Annotated in this window: 22 protein-coding genes; 9 read left to right on the forward strand and 13 right to left on the reverse strand. The window is 68.4% G+C overall.

Going from position 1 to position 20,489, the window contains the following annotated elements; all coding sequences use genetic code 11:
• Positions 1–4: 4 nt before the first annotated feature.
• Entirely contained in the window at positions 5–1,264 is a 1,260-nt protein-coding gene (locus AWB94_RS14490; protein WP_409365962.1) for an SLC13 family permease, read from the forward strand.
• Here AWB94_RS14490 and rlmB read toward each other — a convergent pair.
• The 4 genes from rlmB to carD form a co-directional block, all read right to left on the reverse strand.
• Complete coding sequence (rlmB, locus tag AWB94_RS14495; protein ID WP_062655953.1) at positions 1,261–2,202, reverse strand: 23S rRNA (guanosine(2251)-2'-O)-methyltransferase RlmB; 942 nt, start codon at positions 2,200–2,202, stop codon at positions 1,261–1,263. The two genes, AWB94_RS14490 and rlmB, sit on opposite strands and share 4 nt — an antisense overlap.
• Positions 2,202–3,635 (reverse strand): cysteine--tRNA ligase, encoded by a 1,434-nt coding sequence (gene cysS / locus AWB94_RS14500; protein ID WP_109762092.1) that lies wholly within the window; start codon positions 3,633–3,635, stop codon positions 2,202–2,204. Before cysS ends, rlmB begins: the two co-directional genes overlap by 1 nt.
• 61 nt (positions 3,636–3,696) lie before the next feature.
• Positions 3,697–4,173: a 2-C-methyl-D-erythritol 2,4-cyclodiphosphate synthase gene (gene ispF / locus AWB94_RS14505; RefSeq protein WP_062655954.1), complete on the reverse strand. Its 477-nt coding sequence runs from the start codon at positions 4,171–4,173 to the stop codon at positions 3,697–3,699.
• 42 nt (positions 4,174–4,215) lie between these two features.
• Positions 4,216–4,704: an RNA polymerase-binding transcription factor CarD gene (gene carD / locus AWB94_RS14510; protein ID WP_024451602.1), complete on the reverse strand. Its 489-nt coding sequence runs from the start codon at positions 4,702–4,704 to the stop codon at positions 4,216–4,218.
• 271 nt (positions 4,705–4,975) lie between these two features.
• Here carD and AWB94_RS14515 point away from each other — a divergent pair, with 271 nt between their 5' ends.
• Genes AWB94_RS14515 through disA form a run of 3 tightly spaced genes read left to right on the forward strand, consistent with a single transcriptional unit; the run spans position 4,976 to position 8,127 of the window.
• Complete coding sequence (locus tag AWB94_RS14515) at positions 4,976–5,569, forward strand: copper chaperone PCu(A)C domain-containing protein (RefSeq protein WP_062655955.1); 594 nt, start codon at positions 4,976–4,978, stop codon at positions 5,567–5,569.
• A gap of 42 nt (positions 5,570–5,611) precedes the next feature.
• Positions 5,612–7,024 (forward strand): DNA repair protein RadA, encoded by a 1,413-nt coding sequence (radA, locus tag AWB94_RS14520; protein WP_201029517.1) that lies wholly within the window; start codon positions 5,612–5,614, stop codon positions 7,022–7,024.
• The gene (disA, locus tag AWB94_RS14525) at positions 7,015–8,127 is read left to right on the forward strand and encodes a DNA integrity scanning diadenylate cyclase DisA (RefSeq protein ID WP_062655957.1); all 1,113 of its coding nucleotides are present in this window, start codon (positions 7,015–7,017) and stop codon (positions 8,125–8,127) included. Before radA ends, disA begins: the two co-directional genes overlap by 10 nt.
• A gap of 1 nt (position 8,128) precedes the next feature.
• Here the strand turns inward: disA and AWB94_RS14530 are convergent, their stop codons facing one another.
• Both AWB94_RS14530 and AWB94_RS14535 read right to left on the reverse strand, forming a co-directional pair.
• Positions 8,129–8,938, reverse strand: coding sequence for a hypothetical protein (locus AWB94_RS14530; protein WP_062655958.1), 810 nt, complete (start codon positions 8,936–8,938; stop codon positions 8,129–8,131).
• Between the two features lie 71 nt (positions 8,939–9,009).
• Positions 9,010–9,630 (reverse strand): carbonic anhydrase, encoded by a 621-nt coding sequence (locus tag AWB94_RS14535; RefSeq protein ID WP_062656152.1) that lies wholly within the window; start codon positions 9,628–9,630, stop codon positions 9,010–9,012.
• Between AWB94_RS14535 and AWB94_RS14540 the strand changes: the two genes are divergently transcribed.
• Positions 9,629–10,579 (forward strand): iron-sulfur binding domain-containing protein, encoded by a 951-nt coding sequence (locus AWB94_RS14540; protein ID WP_062655959.1) that lies wholly within the window; start codon positions 9,629–9,631, stop codon positions 10,577–10,579. The genes AWB94_RS14535 and AWB94_RS14540 overlap by 2 nt on opposite strands.
• Here the strand turns inward: AWB94_RS14540 and AWB94_RS14545 are convergent.
• Positions 10,549–11,505, reverse strand: a complete 957-nt coding sequence (locus AWB94_RS14545; RefSeq protein ID WP_062655960.1) for a GlxA family transcriptional regulator — start codon at positions 11,503–11,505, stop codon at positions 10,549–10,551. The genes AWB94_RS14540 and AWB94_RS14545 overlap by 31 nt on opposite strands.
• A 72-nt stretch (positions 11,506–11,577) precedes the next feature.
• Between AWB94_RS14545 and AWB94_RS14550 the strand changes: the two genes are divergently transcribed.
• Positions 11,578–11,838 carry a hypothetical protein gene (locus AWB94_RS14550; RefSeq protein WP_062655961.1) on the forward strand — a complete coding sequence of 87 codons (261 nt, stop codon included), beginning with the start codon at positions 11,578–11,580 and terminating at the stop codon, positions 11,836–11,838.
• Here the strand turns inward: AWB94_RS14550 and AWB94_RS14555 are convergent.
• On the reverse strand, positions 11,812–12,594 hold the full coding sequence (locus AWB94_RS14555; protein WP_062656153.1) for an alpha/beta fold hydrolase: 783 nt from the start codon (positions 12,592–12,594) through the stop codon (positions 11,812–11,814). The two genes, AWB94_RS14550 and AWB94_RS14555, sit on opposite strands and share 27 nt — an antisense overlap.
• A gap of 42 nt (positions 12,595–12,636) precedes the next feature.
• Between AWB94_RS14555 and mhuD the strand changes: the two genes are divergently transcribed.
• A complete protein-coding gene (mhuD, locus tag AWB94_RS14560; RefSeq protein ID WP_024451612.1) occupies positions 12,637–12,954 on the forward strand; it encodes a mycobilin-forming heme oxygenase MhuD in 318 nt (105 codons plus the stop codon).
• Positions 12,929–14,293, forward strand: a complete 1,365-nt coding sequence (locus AWB94_RS14565; protein ID WP_084395063.1) for a serine hydrolase — start codon at positions 12,929–12,931, stop codon at positions 14,291–14,293. The genes mhuD and AWB94_RS14565 overlap by 26 nt, the downstream gene beginning before the upstream one ends.
• Here AWB94_RS14565 and AWB94_RS14570 read toward each other — a convergent pair.
• Genes AWB94_RS14570 through AWB94_RS14580 form a run of 3 tightly spaced genes read right to left on the reverse strand, consistent with a single transcriptional unit; the run spans position 14,290 to position 15,851 of the window.
• Positions 14,290–14,841: a histidine phosphatase family protein gene (locus tag AWB94_RS14570; protein ID WP_062655962.1), complete on the reverse strand. Its 552-nt coding sequence runs from the start codon at positions 14,839–14,841 to the stop codon at positions 14,290–14,292. The two genes, AWB94_RS14565 and AWB94_RS14570, sit on opposite strands and share 4 nt — an antisense overlap.
• The gene (locus tag AWB94_RS14575; RefSeq protein WP_062655963.1) at positions 14,838–15,632 is read right to left on the reverse strand and encodes a CbtA family protein; all 795 of its coding nucleotides are present in this window, start codon (positions 15,630–15,632) and stop codon (positions 14,838–14,840) included. Before AWB94_RS14575 ends, AWB94_RS14570 begins: the two co-directional genes overlap by 4 nt.
• A gap of 3 nt (positions 15,633–15,635) precedes the next feature.
• On the reverse strand, positions 15,636–15,851 hold the full coding sequence (locus tag AWB94_RS14580; protein WP_024451616.1) for a CbtB domain-containing protein: 216 nt from the start codon (positions 15,849–15,851) through the stop codon (positions 15,636–15,638).
• Between the two features lie 264 nt (positions 15,852–16,115).
• On the opposite strand from AWB94_RS14580, the gene AWB94_RS14585 reads away from it, so the two are divergent.
• Positions 16,116–17,096 (forward strand): alpha/beta hydrolase, encoded by a 981-nt coding sequence (locus AWB94_RS14585; RefSeq protein ID WP_131805238.1) that lies wholly within the window; start codon positions 16,116–16,118, stop codon positions 17,094–17,096.
• A 111-nt stretch (positions 17,097–17,207) separates the two neighbouring features.
• Here AWB94_RS14585 and clpC1 read toward each other — a convergent pair whose 3' ends face one another.
• Together clpC1 and lsr2 are read right to left on the reverse strand one after the other, a co-directional pair.
• Positions 17,208–19,724: an ATP-dependent protease ATP-binding subunit ClpC gene (gene clpC1 / locus AWB94_RS14590; protein ID WP_062655965.1), complete on the reverse strand. Its 2,517-nt coding sequence runs from the start codon at positions 19,722–19,724 to the stop codon at positions 17,208–17,210.
• Positions 19,725–20,027: 303 nt separating this feature from the next.
• Positions 20,028–20,369 (reverse strand): histone-like nucleoid-structuring protein Lsr2, encoded by a 342-nt coding sequence (gene lsr2, locus AWB94_RS14595; RefSeq protein ID WP_024455717.1) that lies wholly within the window; start codon positions 20,367–20,369, stop codon positions 20,028–20,030.
• Positions 20,370–20,489: the final 120 nt, after the last annotated feature.

A 20,489-nucleotide genomic window follows, 5' to 3' on the forward strand; every position in this document is an offset into this window, starting at 1 on the left:
CGCGTTGAACGTCCCATTGCTGTTCGCTGCCGCGCTGCTCGCGCTCGTCCTGATCTTCACCATGGTGCGACCGCACCGCTGGCCCGAGGTGGCCGTGGCCGCCCCGGCCGCCGGGCTGCTGCTCCTGACGGGGGTGACGACGACCGAGTCGGCGACGACCGAAGTCCGGGAGTTGTTGCCGGTCACCGGTTTTCTGGCCGCGGTGCTGGTACTCGGCAAGCTCTGCGACGACGAGGGATTGTTCCGTGCGGCCGGTGCGGTGATGGCACGGTTCAGCCGCGGCGACCCGCGCCGCCTGCTGGGCGGGGTGTTCATGCTGGCCGCGGCGACGACGGCGGTACTCAGCCTGGACGCCACTGTGGTGCTGCTGACGCCGGTGGTGCTGGCCACCGCGCGCACGATGTCGGTATCACCCAAACCGCATGCCTACGCCACGGCGCACCTGTCCAACACCGCGTCGCTGCTGCTGCCGGTGTCGAATCTGACCAACCTGCTGGCCTTCGGCGCCGCCGGGATCTCGTTCGGCATGTTCGCCGCCGTCATGGTGCTGCCCTGGCTGGCGGTCATCGCCGTCGAATATCTGGTGCTGCGCCTGCTCTTCCGGCGCGAACTGACCGCGCCGCCACCCCCCGACGATCCACCACAGACCGTCGGCGTTCCGGTGTTCGCGCTCGTCGTCCTCGGGCTCACGCTGGCCGGGTTCGCCGTCACCTCCGCCCTCGATATCGCACCCGCCTGGGCGGCGCTGGCCGGTGCCGTCGTGCTCGGGGTGCGCAGCCTGACCCGCGGGCACACCAGCGTGGCCGGCATCGTGAAAGCCCTGGACGTGCCGTTCCTGGTCTTCGTGCTGTGCCTGGGTGTCGTGGTCGACGCCGTGATGCGGCAAGGTCTTGGCGATTTCATGAAAGCCCATATGCCACTGGGAACGTCGTTGCCCGCCCTGCTGGTGATCGCCGCCGTGGCGGCGGTGTTGGCCAACGTGGTGAACAACCTGCCCGCGGTGCTGGTGCTGCTGCCGGTGGTCGCCGCCAGCCCGGTCGCCGGCCCGGTCGCGGTGCTGGCCGTGCTGCTCGGCGTCAACATCGGACCCAACGCCACCTATCCGGGGTCGTTGGCCAACCTGTTGTGGCGCAACATCATCCGACGGGAAGGTATGTCGGCGAGCTTCCTGGAATTCAGCCGCGTCGGTGTGCTGACCACCCCGCTGTGCCTGGTTGCCGGGGTGCTGGCGCTGTGGGCGGCAGCCCGGGTGCTGGGACTCTAAACCCGGCGCTGGCGGGCGATCTCGGCCAGCACCACGCCGGCCGCCACCGAGGCGTTCAGCGACTCCGTCGGCCCGGCCATCGGGATGGAGACGATGGCGTCGCAGTTCTCCCGGACCAGTCGCGACAGGCCCTTGCCCTCGGACCCCACCACCACGACCGTGGGCCCGGAGGCATCCCATTCGTCGAGCTGGGTGTCACCACCGGCATCCAGACCGACGATCTGCAGGCCGGCGTCGGCCCAGCTTTTCAGCGTGCGATTGAGATTGGTCGCCCTGGCCACCGGCAACCGGGCGGCGGCACCGGCACTGGTGCGCCAAGCCACCGCGCTCACCGACGCCGAACGCCGTTGCGGGATCACCACACCATGACCGCCGAACGCGGCCACCGAACGCACGATCGCGCCCAGGTTGCGTGGGTCGGAGATATTGTCCAGCGCCACCAGAAGGGCCGGCATGCTGTCACTCTGGGCCGTCTTGAGCAGATCGTCCGGGTGGGCGTAGGCATAGGGGGGCACCTGCAGCGCCAAGCCCTGATGCAGTCCGTTGCTGGCGATCCGGTCCAGGTCGTGCTTCTGGACCTCCATGATGGCGATGCCGGAATCGGCTGCGCGCTGCACCGATTCGGTGATGCGCTCGTCGGAGTCCACCCCGAGCATCACGTACAGCGCGGTTGCCGGCACGCCCGCGCGCAGGCACTCCACCACCGGGTTACGGCCGAGGACCACCTCCACCTCGTCGGTCTTGCGCTGCCTGCCCTGGGCCTGCCGTGCCGCCTTGGCCGCTTTCTTGCCGGCCGGATGGTGCGGGCGCATGTGCGCGGGTGGGGTGGCACCCTTGCCTTCCAGACCGCGCCGGCGGACACCGCCGGAGCCGACCGTCGGCCCCTTCTTGGTGCCGGCCTTGCGGACCGCGCCGCGGCGCTGCGAATTGCCGGCCATCAGTTGCTTCCCTCCAGCAGTGACCACTGCGGTCCATCGGCGGTGTCGGTGACCTCGATACCGGCCGCCTTCAGTCGGTCCCGGATCGCGTCGGCGGCGGCCCAGTCCTTCTTCTCCCTGGCCTCGGCCCGCCCGGCCAGCGCCCACTGCACCAACTCGTCGACGGCGGCAAGCGCGGCCGACGTCTCGTCCCGGGATTCCCAGCGCTGGTCGAGCGGGTCGCAGCCCAGGATGCCCATCATGGCCCGGATCGACTCTGCCGTCGCCATCGCGGCGTCGTGGTCCCCGCTGTCCAGCGCGCGATTACCCTCGGCCCTGGCGGCGTGCACCTCGGCCAGCGCGATCGGCACCGACAGATCGTCGTCGAGTGCGGCCCCGAACTTCTCGGTCCAGGTGCCGGGCGCCACTGCGCCGACCCGATTGCGGACCCGGTGCAGGAACTCCTCCACGCCGGTGTAGGCCTTGGCGGCGTCGGTGAGCGCGTTCTCGGAGAACTCCAGCATCGACCGGTAATGCGCACTGCCCAGGTAGTAGCGCAGCTCGGCGGCCCGAACCCGTTGCAGCACAGCGGGAATCGCAAGCACGTTGCCCAGCGACTTGCTCATCTTCTCGCCGCCCATGGTGACCCAGCCGTTGTGCAGCCAATACTGGGCGAACCCGTCACCTGCGGCCTTGGCCTGGGCGATCTCGTTCTCGTGGTGCGGGAACACCAGATCCATGCCGCCGGCATGGATGTCGAACTGCGGCCCCAGGTAGGACTCGCACATCGCCACGCATTCGGTGTGCCAGCCGGGACGTCCGCGGCCCCACGGCGTCGGCCATGACGGCTCACCCGGCTTGGCGCCCTTCCACAGCGTGAAATCACGCTGATCACGCTTACCCGTGGCCGCGCCTTCACCCTGATGCACATCGTCGATCCGGTGCCCGGACAGTGCCCCGTACTCGGGGTAGCTCAGCACGTCGAAGTAGACGTCGCCGGCGGCGGCGTACGCGTGGCCACGCTCGATGAGCCGCTCGATCAACTCCACCATCTGGGTGATATGTCCGGTGGCCCGCGGTTCGGCCGACGGCGGCAGTACGCCGAGCGCGTCATAGGCGGCGGTGAACGCCCGCTCGAAAGTGGCCGCCCACTCCCACCACGGCCGGCCCGCGTCGGCGGCCTTGTTCAGGATCTTGTCGTCGATATCGGTGACGTTGCGGATGAACGCGACGTCGAACCCTTTTGCGGTCAGCCAGCGCCGCAACACGTCGAAGGCGACACCGCTGCGCACGTGCCCGATATGGGGCAGCCCCTGCACCGTCGCACCGCACAGGTAAATGGACGCGTGGCCGGGACGCAGCGGTACGAAATCACGAACGCCACCCGACAGGGTGTCGTACAGCCGCAGTCCGCTCACTTCGGCACACCGTTCGCACCGCTCACTTCGGTACACCGTTCGCACCGCTCACTTCGGCACACCGTCCGTTCCGTTCACGACGGGCCAGCTTACCGGCCTATTCGACCGGAACGAGCAACGCCGTCGCAATCGCTGCCAGCCCTTCGCCCCGGCCGGTCAGCCCCAGCCCGTCGGTGGTGGTCGCCGAGACCGACACCGGGGCGCCGAGCAGACCCGACAGCAAGTCCTGGGCCTCGGCCCGCCGGGGCCCGATCTTCGGCCGGTTGCCGACCACCTGCACCACGGCATTGCCCACCCGGAAACCCTCGGCCTGCAGCAGGCCACGCACATGACGGAGCATGTCGGACCCCGTGACACCACGCCACTGGGGCTGATCGGTGCCGAACACGCTGCCCAGATCGCCGAGACCGGCGGCACTGAGCAGCGCGTCGCACAATGCGTGAGCAGCGACATCACCGTCGGAGTGCCCGGCGCAGCCGTCGGCCCCTTCGAACAACAAACCCAACAGCCAACACGGTCGTCCGGACTGGATGGGATGTACGTCGGTACCGAGACCGACGCGCGGCAACTCCATGCCTAGTTGTTGATCGAAATCAACGACATCGAGATCAACGACTTAGGAAGCCGCGGCCAACACCTCGTCGAGAATGGTCTCGGCCTTCTCGTCATCGGTGTTCTCGGCGAGCGCGAGCTCACCGACGAGGATCTGACGCGCCTTGGCGAGCATTCGCTTCTCACCGGCGGACAGGCCGCGCTCCTGATCCCGGCGCCACAGATCGCGGACGACCTCGGCCACCTTGTTCACATCCCCCGATGCAAGCTTCTCCAGGTTTGCCTTGTACCGGCGCGACCAGTTGGTCGGCTCCTCGGTGTGCGGTGCACGCAGCACCTGGAACACCTTGTCAAGACCTTCCTGGCCCACAACGTCGCGCACACCCACGTATTCGGCGTTCTCGGCGGGGACTCGAACTGTGAGATCTCCCTGGGCCACCTTCAAGACGAGGTACTCTTTCTGCTCGCCTTTGATGGTCCGGGTTTCGATCGCCTCGATCAACGCAGCACCGTGGTGTGGATAGACGACGGTGTCTCCGACCTTGAAAATCATCAGATTAGAGCCCCTTTCACTTCTCAATCTTAGCACGGGGCGCCTGGGTGCGTGTGCCAACTATGCAGGTCAGGGGCATAGCAAGTGAATACTAGGGGTTGACACGGCGACCTTTACGTGCAACACAGCAACGTTTTGTCGGCGTCGCACGGGGCCGTGATCCACCCCGGTTCCACCGTCCCAGGCCCTCCGCTACCGCCCCCAATGGCGACCTACTACTGTGCATAGTTGAATTGCACGGCTGAACCGCAAAGGCGAGCAGGAGGCTCCAGTGGCTGCAAAAGCTTTCAAGGCGTCCGTCATCGGACTCGCCGCTTGTGCGGCGGTCGTCAGCGTCGCCCTGACGGGTTGCGGCGCCGGCCAGGTGTCCCAGACGGCCAACCAGGAGCCTGCGGTCAACGGCGCGGCCGCGACCGCCGGCAATATCGCGCTACGCAATGTGCATCTGCGCGCCCCCCAGGTCACCGACTACGTGCAGCCCGGCGAGGGCGCCGAACTGCTGCTGGTCGCCGCCAACAACTCGGCCGACGTCAACGACAAGTTGGTGTCCATCACCTCCGATATCGGCAACGTCACCCTGACCGGTGACAGCACCGTCCCGGCCGGCGGCGTGCTCGTGGTCGGCGAACCGGACGGCCAGCTGAAGGCACTCGACGCCGCCGAGCGCGCCGACGCGGTCAAGGCCGAGGTCGCGTTGACCAAGCCGATCACCAACGGGCTGACCTATCCGTTCACGTTCAACTTCGAGAAGTCCGGCCAGACCACGGTCAACGTGCCGATCTCGGCGGGCGAGACCCCGCGCCGCGACGGCGAGCCGAATGCGGGCGTCGAGAAGGCCGAGAGCGACACGGACGGCGCCCACTGACGATCTGACGGTTCTGTCGTCCCCGGCGGCTACCGTTTGAGCGTGGCTTCGAAAGTACGTTCGCAATTCCGTTGTTCCGAGTGCAACCACGCCACTCCGAAGTGGGTCGGACGCTGCCCGGATTGCGGAACGTGGGGCACCGTCGACGAGGTGGCCACGCTGACCGCCCTCGACGGGAAATCCATCCGGCGGGCCGTCGCACCGGCCTCACCCGCGGTCCCGATCACCTCCATCGACCCCGGGGTGACGCGACATCTCCCGACCGGGGTCAGCGAGCTGGACCGCGTGCTCGGCGGCGGTCTGGTACCCGGCTCGGTCACCCTGCTGGCCGGCGATCCCGGCGTGGGGAAGTCCACCTTGCTGCTGGAGGTCGCGCATCGGTGGGCCCGCACCGGCAAACGCGCGCTCTACCTGTCCGGTGAGGAGTCGGCCGGCCAGATCCGGCTGCGCGCCGAGCGCACCGGCTGCACACACGACGAGATGTACCTGGCATCGGAATCCGATCTGCAGACCTCACTGGGACATATCGAGGCGGTGCGGCCCAGTCTGGTCGTGGTCGATTCGGTGCAGACCATGTCGACCACCGAGACCGACGGCGTGACCGGCGGTGTCACCCAGGTCCGCGCCGTCACCACGGCGCTGACGTCCTACGCCAAGGCCGCCGGACCGGAGGGCCTGTCGCTGCTGCTGGTCGGCCACGTCACCAAGGACGGGGCCATCGCCGGCCCCCGCTCGCTGGAGCACCTGGTGGATGTCGTGCTGCACTTCGAGGGCGACCGCGCGTCCTCGCTGCGGATGGTGCGCGGCGTCAAGAACCGGTTCGGCGCCTCCGATGAGGTCGGCTGTTTCCTGTTGCGCGACAGCGGGATCGAATGCGTCGCCGACCCGTCGGGGTTGTTCCGGGATGAGCGGCCGGCCCCGGTGCCGGGCACCGCGGTGACGGTGACGATGGACGGCAAACGACCGCTGCTCGGCGAGGTGCAGGCGTTGATCGGCAGCGCCGCGCAGGGCACCCCGCGTCGCGCGGTCAGCGGTATCGACTCGGCGCGGGCCGCGATGATCACCGCGGTCCTGGAGAAGCGGGCCGGGCTGCGGTTGGCCGGTAACGACATCTACCTGTCCACCGTCGGCGGGATGCGGCTCACCGACCCGTCCTCGGACCTGGCCGTGGCACTGGCCGTCGCGTCGGCCCAGACCAACCTGCCCGTCCCGGCCACCGTGGTAGCCATCGGCGAGGTCGGCCTGGCCGGTGATCTGCGCCGGGTCACCGGTATGGAGCGCCGGCTGGCCGAGGCGGCCCGGCTGGGCTTCCGGCATGCCGTGGTGCCGCCCGGTGTCACCGACGTGCCCGCCGGCCTGCGCATCACCACCGCGGGCAACATCGGGGAGGCATTGCAGGTTCTGAAGTCCATCACGGACAATGGCGGCCAGTCCAAGGAGGCGCGATGGCGGTGAAATCCAGGGCCGGCCGCACGGTGGTGCATCTGGCGCGCCCCACCCTGCGCGAAACGCTGGGTCGGCTGGCGCCGGGCACCGACCTGCGCGACGGCCTGGAACGCATCCTGCGCGGCCGCACCGGCGCCCTGATCGTGCTGGGCTACGACGACAGCGTCGAGGCGATCTGCGACGGCGGATTCTCCCTCGACGTCCGGTACGCGCCGACCCGGCTGCGCGAACTGTCCAAGATGGACGGTGCCGTCGTGCTGTCCAGTGACGGCACCCGCATCCTGCGCGCCAACGTCCAACTGGTGCCCGATCCGTCCATTCCCACCGAGGAGTCCGGCACCCGGCACCGCTCGGCCGAGCGCACCGCCGTGCAGACCGGCTACCCGGTGATCTCGGTCAGCCACTCGATGAGCATCGTCACCGTGTACGTCGCCGGAGAACGGCACGTCGTCCCGGACACCCCGACCATCCTGTCGCGGGCCAACCAGACCATCGCGACCCTGGAGCGCTACAAGTCCCGCCTGGACGAGGTGAACCGGCAGCTGTCGACGGCCGAGATCGAGGACTTCGTCACGCTGCGCGATGTCATGACCGTGGTGCAGCGCATGGAGATGGTGCGCCGCATCAGCCTGGAGATCGACGCCGACGTGGTGGAACTGGGCACCGACGGCAGGCAGCTGCAACTGCAGCTGGAAGAACTGGTCGGTGACAACGACACCGCCCGGGAGCTGATCGTGCGGGACTACCACGCCAACCCGGATCCGCCGAGCGCCGCCCAGGTCACCGCGACGCTGGAGGAACTGGACGGGCTGTCGGACAATGAGTTGCTCGACTTCACCGCGCTGGCAAGGGTTTTCGGGTATCCATCGACGGTCGAGGCACAGGATTCGGCGATGAGCTCACGGGGATACCGGGCGATGGCCGGCATCCCGCGGCTGCAGTTCGCACACGTCGACCTGCTGGTGCGGTCGTTCGGTTCGCTGCAGGGCGTGCTGGCGGCCAGCGCCAGCGATCTGCAGTCGGTGGACGGTATCGGCTCGATGTGGGCCCGGCACATCCGTGAGGGCCTTTCCCAGCTGGCCGAGTCGACGATCGCCGACCAGCTGGCCTGAGCTATCCCGCCGGTGCCGGCGCCGGATCCCCGGCGGGCGCGGGCTCGGCCGGGGGCGCCGCCGGATCGGCCGGCGGCGCGGCGGGATCGGCGGGCTTGGACTCGGCCAGGATGAACGGCACCGGTGCCGACCGAAGATTGCCCAACTGCACGATCAGGTTGTAGGTGCCCGGACCGATCGGTTCCCGCGGCAACGGGCAGTTCGGGGCCGAACTCATCCCGGTCCAGGTGACCTCGGTGGTCACCTGCTCACCCGGGTTGAAGGTCTTCACCAGCGTCTCGTTGGACGGGGCGCAGTCCAGGTTGGACCAGAGCCGCTTGTTGTCCAGCGAGTAGACGTAGGCAGAGAGCACGGCCGCGCCGACGTCACGCTTGCAGGCCACCAGACCGATGTTGGTGACGACCATGGTGAACTTGGGCTGGTCGCCCATCACGTAGTCGGGCGCGCTGGTGATGCCCTTGACCGCCAGCGTGGAGTCGGGGCAGTCGTCCCCCTCCTTGAGCACCGGCGGCGGGGTGACCGCCGCGGTCGGGGTGGGCGTCGGGGCTGGCGGCTGCTGGGCGGGCACGACGGGTGTCTTCACGCCGGGCGTCTCGCCCGGCAGCGGCGTCGGGGCGGCGGCCGGGCTGTCGCCGCTGGCCGCCGTCTTGTCCGGAGTCGGTGTTCCCGAGCTGGTGCTGTTGGCCACCACGATCGCGATGATGCCGGCGATCAGGGCGACGACGACGACCGCGATACCGAGCGCCGCGATCCGGCGGCGCCGGTAGATCTGGCTCGGTGTGGGGCCACCATGCGGTTCTACGTCTAGCACGAACTCAACGGTAAGCCGGTGTCACGCCGTGCCGTCCGAGGCGGCCCGGCGTGTCGGTTTCCGGCTTGCTCTCAGACTTCGCCGATGTCGCCCAGGTGGTCGCGCAACACCACGCGACCGTCGGCCAGGTGGTAGGTCAGACCGACGATGGCCAACGAGCCGGAGTTCACCCGGTCGGAGATGGCGGTCGAGCGCGCCATCAGCTGGGCGCCGGTCTCGGTGACGTGGCGGGCCTCGAACTCGTCGACCCTGGTCAGTCCGTCGCGGCGGCCCAGCAGGATCGACGGGGTGACGCGTTCCACGATGTCGCGGATATAGCCGCCGGGGACCACGCCCTCGTCCAGCGCCGACAGCGTCGCCTTGACCGCGCCGCAGCTGTCGTGGCCCAGCACGGCGATCAGCGGGACATTGAGCACCGCCACCGCGTACTCGATCGACCCGAGCACGGCCGAGTCGATGACGTGCCCGGCGGTGCGGACCACGAACATGTCGCCGAGGCCCTGGTCGAAGATCAGTTCGGCGGCCACCCGGCTGTCACCGCAGCCGAACACGACCGCGGTCGGCTTCTGCGCGGCGGTCAGGCTGGCGCGGTGCGCGACGCCCTGGCTGGGATGCTCGGGCTTCCCGGCAACGAAGCGCTCGTTACCCTCCTTGAGTGCCTTCCATGCGGATATCGGGTTCGAGTTGGGCATGACCGACATTCTGCCCGAACCTACGGATATCGTCGGGCCGGCGATCGACTCCGGCGAACTGGTCGCCTGGTTCGGCGCCGCCCAGCGCCCGCTGCCATGGCGCCAACCAGGCGTTTCGGCGTGGCAGATCCTGGTCAGCGAGTTCATGCTGCAGCAGACACCGGTATCGCGGGTCGAGCCGATCTGGCTGGACTGGATCGCACGCTGGCCCACCCCGTCGGCCACCGCCGCCGCCGGTCCCGCCGACGTGCTGCGCGCCTGGGGCAAGCTCGGGTACCCGCGCCGGGCCAAGCGCCTGCACGAGTGCGCGGTGACGATCGCCGCCGAGCATGACGATGTGGTGCCCGACGACGTGGACACCCTGCTGACCCTGCCCGGTGTCGGCGCCTACACCGCGCGAGCGGTGGCGTGCTTCGCCTACGGCAAGCGCGTCCCGGTGGTGGACACCAATGTGCGGCGGGTGCTGTCCCGGGCCGTGCACGGCCGCGACGAAGCCCCCGCCCGGGCCCGCGACCTCGACGACGTGGCCGCCCTGCTGCCGGATGACGACGTCGTGGCACAACGCTTTTCCGCTGCCCTGATGGAGCTGGGCGCCATCGTGTGCACGGCCCGGGCACCCAAGTGCGGGCTGTGCCCGCTGAGCAGTTGCGGATGGCGCGCGGCGGGCTACCCCACCAGAGACCCTGCCGATGCGCCGGCGCGCAAGGTGCAGAAGTACGCCGGCACCGATCGGCAGGTGCGGGGCCGGCTGCTCGACGTGCTGCGGGCCAGCGCGACGCCGGTGACGCGGGGAGCGCTGGACGTCGCGTGGCTGTCGGATACCGCGCAGCGTGACCGGGCGCTGCACTCGCTGCTGGTCGACGGGTTGGTGGAGCAGACGCCCGACGGGCTGTTCGCCCTGGCGGGCGAGGGCGAACCTCAGGAGGCCCGCGCGAACCGGCGCCGGTAGTCCGAGGGGGTCACGCCGATGACCCGGCGGAAGTGGTGGCGCAACAACGTGGCGGTGCCGAAACCCGAGCGGTCGGCGACCCGGTCGATGTCCAGATCGGTTTCCTCGAGCAGGCGCCGCGCGTAGAGCACCCGTTGGTCGGTGACCCATTGCATGGGCGTGGTCCCGGTCTCCTCGACGAAGCGCCGGGCGAAGGTGCGCGCCGACATGCTGGCCCGGGCGGCCAGGGTGGCCACCGTGTGCGGTTCCTTGAGGTTGGCGAGGATCCAATCCAACTGGGGGGCAAAACCTTCCGAACACCGGATCGGGATCGGCTGGTCGATGTACTGACGCTGACCCCCGTCGCGCTGCGGTGGGACCACCATCCGGCGCGCGATCTTGTTGGTCACCTCGCTGCCGAGTTCGCGCCGGACCAGATGCAGGCAGGCGTCGATCCCGGCGGCGGTCCCCGCACTGGTGATCAGGTTGCCGTCGTCGACGAAGAGCACATTGCGATCCACCCGCGCGGTGGGATACATCATGGCGAGTTCGTCGGCATGCATCCAGTGGGTGGTGCATGGTCGCCCGTCGAGCAGCCCGGCCGCGCCGACGACGAAGGCACCGGAGCAGACGGTCAGGATGATCGACCCGGCGGCCGACGCGGCGCGCAGCGCCTCCAGCGCCACCTCCGGATAGGCGCCGTACCGGGTGCTGACCGCCGGGACGGCCACCAGGTCGGCACCGACCAGCGCGGAGAAGTCGTGATCCGGCGTGACCTGCGCGCCCACCGACGTGCGCACCGGCTGACCGGCCACCGGCCCGCACACCTTGAAGTCGAAATTGGGCACACCATCGGCGGATCGGTCGATCCCGAAGACCTCGCAGATGACGCCGAACTCGAAAACCGCTAGCCCGTCCAGCACCATCGCCGATACGCTTTTAATCATGGCAGCATCTTATCCAACCGGGGCAGCGCTGCCACTGTTCGGCTGGATATCGACTGTCGAAGAATTACTGCCATGACCGTTGCACTCGCCATCCTCATCCTGCTGGCTCCGTTCGCGCTCGCCATCGCCCTCGGCTGGCTGGCCAACCGGTCGCGGATCCTGCGACTGCACCTCGACCAGTTCCGGGTTCCCACCTCGGCATGGGACCGGCTCTTCGACACCGACCCCGACCCCGACGCCAGCCGGCTGCATCACGACCTGGACGCCATCCGCACCCGGTTCGAGCAGGCCCCGTCCTGGCCCACCTCAGGCGTGCTCGGCGAACGTCGCTAGGAACGATTCCACGGCACCGCGGTACTCCGCCGGAGCGTCGTCGTGGATCAGGTGACCGGCGCCGGGCACGCGCAGATAGGTGGTGCGGTAACCGATTTCGGCCATCCGCTCCATCTGTCCCGGCGGGGCCACCGTGCCGCCGGCCTCGATCAGCAGCGCCGGGACCCGGACCGCCTGCCACTGTTCCCAGTAGTCCCGCAGGCCCCATTGGCCCGCGATCTCGATCCACCGCGCGGGGTGGCCGTGCAGGCGCCAGCCGGTCTCGGTCCGGTCGAAAGCATCGAGAAAGTACCGGCCTGCCACCGGGCCGAACTCGTCGTAAACCTGCTGCGCCGAAGTGAATTCGACCGGAAGCGCATGCAGCCACGGCTCCCAGGCCCCGGTGGTGCGGCCCTTGAAGTCCGGCGCCATGTCCTCCACCACCACCGCGTGCACCAGTTCCGGGCGGGCCGCGGCCAGACACCAGGAGTGCAGCGCCCCCATCGAATGGCCCACCAGGGTGGCCGGCCGGCCCAGCTCGGCCACCGCATCGCCCAGGTCCGCGACGAAACGCTCGGTGCTGACCGGGTACGGGTCGGCCACATCGCGGCCCCGGTGCCACGGCGCGTCGTAGGTGTACACCGCGCCCCACCGGCTCAGCCACGGCAGCTGCCGCGACCACGTGCTGCCGCGTCCCATCAGTCCGTGAACCAGCACCAACGGTGGTCCGGCCGGCTCGGCCGGACCACCTCTGGGGGTCAGCAGTGCGGTGCGCATGCCGCCATCCTGCCGCGCGGGCACCGGGGTAACCTGAGTCGCATGCCCGTCGTGAAGATCAATGCCATCGAGGTCCCGCCCGACGCAGGCCCGGAACTGGAGAAGCGTTTCGCGCACCGCGCACACGCCGTGGACAACCAGCCCGGCTTTCTCGGCTTCCAACTGCTGCGCCCGGTGAAGGGCGAGAACCGCTACTTCGTGGTGACCCAGTGGGAGTCCGAGGAGGCGTTCCAGGCCTGGGCCAGCGGCCCGGCCGTCGAAGCGCACGCCGGCCAGCAGAAGAACCCGGTCGCCACCGGGGCGTCACTGCTGGAGTTCGAGGTTGTGTTGGACGTTGCGGGGACCGGCACCCAGTCCTGACGGTGCCGGGGCGGTTCGCCGGTTCACGGCACTGATCGGCACCCTCGCCCTGGCCACCGCGACGCTGGGTGGCTGCGCACCCAGCAGTACGCCGCCCGCCAATGCGGGCCGCGCCGTCATAAGCACCAACACCCCGCCGGGTGTGCGGGCCAAACAGCTGATGGACATGCTCAACTCGGACTGGCCGATCGGTCCGGTCGGCGTCAAAACCCTTGCCGTGCCTGCTCAGGTCGACGACATCGGTACCACGATGGACATGATGTGGTGGGACCGGCCCTACACCCTGGCCGGTGTGGACATCGGCGCCGGGGCGGCCACCCTGCACGTGGTGACGTCCTACGGTGCACGCCAGGACATCGAGCTGCGCACCGACGACACCACCACCTTGGTCGACCGCATGACGGTGACCAATCAGCCTCTGGCACTGCACAGTTGGGCCGACGTCGATGCGGTGCTGGCCAAGACCGGCGCCCGGTACGCCTACCAGTTGTCCAGGATCGACAACGGCAGATGCGTGAAGGTGGCCGGCACCAACACCACCGAATCCCTGCCGCTGGCTTCGATTTTCAAACTGTACGTGCTCTATGCGGTCGCCGATGCCGTCAAGGCGGGCACCGTGCGGTGGGACGACCAGCTGACCATCACCACCGAAGGCAAGAAGCTGGGATCCTCGGGATTCGACAAGCTGCCCGCCGGCGCCCACATCTCGGTGCGGCAGGCGGCCGACAAGATGATCGCCACGAGCGACAACATGGCCACCGATCTGCTGATCGAGCGGCTCGGGCCCGGTGCGGTGGAACGTGCGCTGGCCGAGGCCGGACATCACGACCCGGCCAGCATGACACCGTTCCCGACGATGCACGAGATGTTCTCGATCGGTTGGGGCGAGCCGGATCTGCGCACGCAATGGCAGCATGCCGACGCCGCCGGCCGGATCGAACTGCTGAAGCAGACCAGTGCCCGCCCCTACGAACCGGATCCGCTGCGTACCCACTCCCCCGCGTCGGCTTACGGCGCCGAGTGGTACGGCAGCGCCGAGGACATCTGCCGGGTACACGCGGCACTGCAAACGGCGGCCGTGGGGCCCGCCGCGCCGGTACGCGACATCCTGTCGGCCATCCCCGGGATCGACCTGGACCGCGACCAATGGCCCTATATCGCCGCCAAAGCCGGAAACCTGCCCGGTGAACTCACCTTCAGCTGGTACGCGGTGGACCGCGCCGGCCAGGCCTGGGTGCTGAGCCTGCAGACCAACTGGCCGCGCTTCTACAGCGTCCGGACCGCCGGCTGGTTGATGACGGTGATCAAGCAGATGTGGGCGCTGGGACACCCCAGCTAGAGCCGGCGCACCGTCCAGGCCTGCCCGCGAAAGTGCATCACGGTGCGGCTCACCGGCCCGATATCGATGCGCCAGAACGACTTCGGTGGCGCGTCGAGGGCGGTCAGGACGGCCGCGCGGATCACGGCCGGATGCGTCACGGCGACCACTCTGGCCGGCCGATCGGTGAGGGTGCCCAGCCAGGCACCAACCCGGCCGATCAGGTCCACGATCGTCTCGCCGCCGTGCGGCGCCCGGGCCGGATCGGTGAGCCAGAGGGCCAGTTCCGCGGGATCCACACCGTCGAGGGCGCTGCCACGCCACCGACCGTGATCCAGGTCGGCCAGCGCCGGTTCGGTCCGGGGCCGCAGACCCAGCAGTTCGGCGGTCCGCACCGCACGTTGTTCCGGGCCACTCAGCGCGATATCGGTCGGACCGACATCGATCGTGGTGTCGGTTGCCTGACGCTGCCCCAGCGTGTTGAGCGGTTCGTCGGTGGGGAATCGCCCGGCCGCCATGGCGCCCGTCATGGCATGCGACACCAGGGTCAGCCGGACGATCTCACTCACACCGCGACGGTGCGCTGCGCGCGCTTGCCTTCCAGCAACCGCGAAGCCAGCGCCCCGAACACCAGCCCGATGGTGGCCCACATGACCACCTGCGTCCCCAACGAATACAGCCGGAACTGGTACAGGTCTTCGGCAGCGAATCCGGGGAAGACGATCGTCCCGCTGGCATCGGTGATCGGTCCGGGCACCTCGTGGATGCCAGGCAGGATGAGGAACACCACGGCCATCGAGACGATGTAGCCGGCGGCGCCGAGCAAGGTGGCGTTCCAGGCACCGAAGCGGGGCACCAACCGTCGGCCCAGCAGTACCGCGCCGACGAACAGGGCGGCCGAGAGCACCACGACCAACAGGTACAGCAGGGTGCGCTGTTTGATCGTCTCGTCCAGGCTGGTCGCCGGCGGGCTCGGCGGATACTTCAACGCCGGCACCACCCACAGCGCCACCAGCATGCCGCCCGCGATCAAGACCGAGGTGGCCCGAGCCGACAGGTTCACCCGGCCGTAGAGCACACAGAACACGACGGCCAACAGGGCACCCATCGCCACGCTGAACGCCAGCACGCCGAAGCCCATGCCGATATTGGACTGAACGCCGCGGGTGAACACCTCGACGCCGTGCTCGTGGCCGCCGTCCGCGTGCCCCGCCATGGCCTCATGGGCGGCGCCGGCCCCGTCCTCGAAGTCGATGGCCCGGCCGATCACCGGTTCGATGAAGATCTTCGCGAAGACGAAGGCGAGCACACCGGCCAGGGCGCCGGCCAGCAGGCCGCGCCCGATGATGTGTTTTTCCATGGCTCAGTGGCAGGGGAAGCCGAGCAGATGGCGCGCGTCGTGCACGAACTCGTGCACGTAGGTGTTGTTGCCGAACACCGAGGTCGCGCCCTGGTCCATCCCGACGAAGTACAGCACCAGCAGTGCCAGGAAAGCGGTCGCCGTCAGCCACACCACGGCGCGGGCGGCCGAGAGGTCGATTGCGGGAACCCTCGTCTTGGGTGCCTCAGCAGAAGTCATGTCCAGTCCTTTCGGGATCTCGCGTCCCAGTCGCCAAGCTGGTGACGGAGTCGGGTCTGACTTTCACAGTGGCGCGACCGTTCTGGACTTACACCAGATTCCTCGTCCGTCGAGTACATCACGCATAGTAAGCACAGCGGCCCTGTTCGGCGCACCCAGTACGGGAAATCCCTACCGGCCTGCGTTAGCACGGACTCGTTGAGCACGCAAATACCTGGTCAGCGTGGCAAACCTGAGTGTTTCCTATGCATTAGTCTCACCCCCGTGACCCAACTCATACGCCGAGTCCGCGTGTGCGCCTTCGCACTTTTCATCGTCCTGCCCTTCGTCGCCGCACCCACCGCGGCAGCCGATGCTCCGCACATCACCGATATCCAGCATGTCAACGACCGTTGGGACAAGGTCTCGGTGTACTCGCCCGCGATGAACAAGGTGATCGTCAACGACGTGTTCAAGGCGCGGTCCTCGGGCGCCCCGACCTTCTACCTGCTGCCCGGCATCGACGGCGGCGACAACCTCGACCCCGGCGGCAACTTCGCGCCCGGGTCCAAGTCCTGGTTCGGCATGACCGATATCCAGGGCTTCTTCGCCAACAAGAACGTGAACGTGGTGTCCCCGCTGGGGGGTCAGTTCAGCTGGTGGACCAACTGGGTCAACGACGGCGACAAGCAGTACCAGACCTACATGACCTCCGAACTGCCGCCGCTGATCAACAAGCAGTACAACACCAACGGGCGCAACGCCGTCGGCGGCCTGTCCAGCACCGGCGGCACCGCGGTCGACTACGCCGTGCAGGCCCCCGGCCTGTTCCGGGCCGTCGCCTCCTACAGCGGCATGCTCAATCCGTCGGCCGATCCCGGCCAGGTCGGCATCACCCTGATGGGCGGCGGCCTGAGCGCGGACAACATGTGGGGCCCCGGCGGCGGACCGCTGTGGATCCAACACGATCCGACGCGCAACGCGGCCGCGCTGAAGGGCACCGCCGTCTACGTGGCCGCGTCGGGGTCGGGCAATGTCGGCGCCGTGGACCGGCTGCCGGAAGGGTTCGGGCCGAACTTCACCGGCGGTCTGATCGAGCGCATCGTCGCCGACAGCACCCGGGCCTTCGCCGACGCCGCGAAGGCCGCCGGCGTGCCGGTCACCTACGTGGTCCGGCCCGACGGATCGCACACCTGGGGCCTGTTCGAGTCCGAGATGCAGGAGTCCTGGAACACCACGGTCGGCCCGGCCCTCGGGGCCCGCTGATCCGACACCCGTTTGTGCGGTTCCATCCGCCGGCGCCGGCGCGTCGCGGATGAAACCGCACACCCGACAACGAAAATGCCCCCGGCATTGCCGGGGGCATCTTCGTTGTGACTATTCGGCTGCCGTGGCGGCCAGGTCGGCGTCGGCGGACGCCCTGGGCTTGCCCGAGAACGTGAACTTGGCGTTCTCGCCCTGACCTTCGCCGTCCCAGCCCTCGACGTCGACGGTCACCAGCTGACCCGGACCCACCTCGTCGAAGAGGATCTTCTCGCTCAAGGCGTCCTCGATCTCGCGCTGGATGGTGCGGCGCAGCGGCCGGGCACCCAGCACCGGGTCGAATCCGCGCTTGGCCAGCAGGGCCTTGGCGTTGTCGGTCAGCTCCATCGTCATGTCCTTGGCCGCCAGCTGCTTGGAGACCCGGCCGACCATGAGGTCGACCATCTGGATGATCTCGTCCTGCGTCAGCTGGTGGAACACGATGATGTCGTCGATACGGTTGAGGAACTCCGGGCGGAAGTGCTTCTTCAGCTCGTCGTTGACCTTGAGCTTCATCCGCTCGTAGTTGTTCTCGCCGCCACCGGAGGAGAAGCCCAGCCCCACCGCCTTGGAGATGTCGGAGGTGCCCAGGTTCGACGTGAAGATCAGCACGGTGTTCTTGAAGTCCACCGTGCGGCCCTGTCCGTCGGTCAGTCGACCGTCTTCCAGCACCTGCAGCAGGGTGTTGTAGATCTCCTGGTGCGCCTTCTCGATCTCGTCGAACAGCACCACGCTGAACGGCTTGCGACGCACCTTCTCGGTGAGCTGGCCGCCCTCTTCGTAGCCGACGTAGCCCGGAGGGGCACCGAACAGCCGCGACGCGGTGAAGCGGTCGTGGAACTCGCCCATGTCGATCTGGATGAGCGCGTCGTCGTCGCCGAACAGGAACTCCGCCAGCGCCTTGGACAGCTCGGTCTTACCCACACCGGACGGCCCGGCGAAGATGAACGAGCCCGACGGACGCTTCGGGTCCTTGAGGCCGGCACGGGTACGCCGGATGGCCTTGGAAACGGCGCGGACGGCATCGACCTGACCGATGATCCGCTTGTGCAGCTCGTCCTCCATGCGCAGCAGGCGGGTGGTCTCGGCCTCGGTCAACTTGAACACCGGGATGCCGGTCCAGTTGCCGAGGACCTCGGCGATCTGCTCGTCGTCGACCTCGGCGACCACGTCCAGATCACCCGAACGCCACTGCTTCTCACGCTCGGCCCGCTGGGCGACGAGCTGCTTCTCCGAGTCGCGCAGCCGCGCTGCCTTCTCGAAGTCCTGCGCGTCGATCGCGGATTCCTTCTCCCGGCGCGCGTCGGCGATCTTCTCGTCGAACTCGCGCAGGTCCGGCGGCGCCGTCATCCGGCGGATGCGCATGCGCGCGCCCGCCTCGTCGATCAGGTCGATCGCCTTGTCCGGCAGGAACCGGTCGTTGATGTAGCGGTCGGCCAGCGTCGCCGCGGCCACCAGGGCGCCGTCGGTGATGGAGACGCGGTGGTGCGCCTCGTACCGGTCGCGCAGACCCTTGAGGATCTCGATGGTGTGCTCGACGGTCGGCTCACCCACCTGGACCGGCTGGAAACGACGCTCCAGGGCGGCGTCCTTCTCGATGTACTTGCGGTACTCGTCGAGGGTGGTGGCGCCGATCGTCTGGAGTTCACCACGAGCGAGCTTCGGCTTCAGGATGCTGGCCGCGTCGATCGCGCCCTCGGCGGCACCGGCACCCACGAGCGTGTGCAGCTCGTCGATGAACAGGATGATGTCGCCGCGGGTGTTGATCTCCTTGAGCACCTTCTTCAGGCGCTCCTCGAAATCACCGCGGTAGCGGCTGCCGGCGACCAGCGAGCCCAGGTCCAGCGTGTAGAGCTGCTTGTCCTTGAGCGTCTCGGGGACCTCGCCGTGCACGATGGCCTGGGCCAGACCCTCGACCACGGCGGTCTTGCCGACACCGGGCTCACCGATCAGCACCGGGTTGTTCTTGGTGCGGCGGCTCAGCACCTGCATGACCCGCTCGATTTCCTTCTCGCGGCCGATGACCGGATCGAGCTTGCCCTCCATCGCGGCGGCGGTCAGGTTGCGACCGAACTGGTCGAGCACCAGCGAGGTGGACGGGTTGCCCGACTCGCCACCCCGGCCTCCGGTACCCGCCTCGGCGGCTTCCTTGCCCTGGTAGCCGCTGAGCAGCTGGATGACCTGCTGACGCACCCGGGTCAGTTCGGCGCCGAGCTTCACCAGCACCTGCGCGGCGACACCCTCGCCCTCGCGGATCAGGCCGAGCAGGATGTGCTCGGTGCCGATGTAGTTGTGGCCGAGCTGCAGCGCCTCACGCAGGGACAGCTCCAGTACCTTCTTGGCGCGCGGGGTGAACGGGATGTGCCCGGACGGCGCCTGCTGGCCCTGGCCGATGATCTCCTCGACCTGGCTGCGCACCCCTTCCAGGGAGATGCCCAGCGACTCCAGCGACTTGGCCGCCACGCCTTCACCCTCGTGGATGAGGCCCAAGAGGATGTGCTCGGTGCCGATGTAGTTGTGGTTGAGCATCCGGGCTTCTTCTTGTGCCAGGACGACGACCCTGCGGGCACGGTCGGTAAATCTCTCAAACATCGGTGCTTACCTGCTCTTCCTGCTGGGGCCTTATCTACGAGGGGCGCGGCTTGCGCTGCTCGACACATGGCGCCTGCCGTCCACTCTAATGGGCGGTGCCGACGGGTGCGTTGCCTTGGTTGCGCTTGGGCAGAATGCCGGCGACTCACATCCGTGGTGCACATCTGTAACGCGCAGGGAGTACCCAGCGTTTCCCGCGCGATACCGATTTCGGTTCGCCGGTAGCGAAAGAGCTTCGGCGCGCGGACGGCGCCGGGACGACCGGGCGCGGTTCGGCCCGCGAACCGCCCTGGCAACGACCGATTAGGTTGCCGCGTGGAATGCGTCGATGACTTCGGCGGGAATGCGGCCGCGGGTCGACACATTGTGGCCGTTACGGCGTGCCCACTCCCGGATGGCGGCACTCTGTTCCCGGTCGATCGCGGCGCGACCCCGGCCCGACCCGGCCGAACGGCCACGACGCCGACCGCCGACGCGCCGGCCGGCCTCCACCCACTGCTTGAGGTCGTTACGAAGCTTCGCCGCGTTCTTCGAAGAAAGATCGATCTCGTAGCTCACGCCGTCGAGAGCGAATTCAACGGTCTCATCCGCGGCCGCTTCGCCGTCGAAATCGTCGACCAACGTGACGGTTACTTTCTTCGCCATTAGCTCACACTGACCCTTCTGTGGCCGCCTCGGTTGTGCCCCGAACCCCAAACCAATATTTGCATACGATCGGAATTCATTCAACAACGCCGGCAGGGCCGGGATTCAGTTACCGTGCCT

The organism is Mycolicibacterium canariasense, from assembly GCF_002101555.1.
Classification (GTDB): domain Bacteria; phylum Actinomycetota; class Actinomycetes; order Mycobacteriales; family Mycobacteriaceae; genus Mycobacterium; species Mycobacterium canariasense.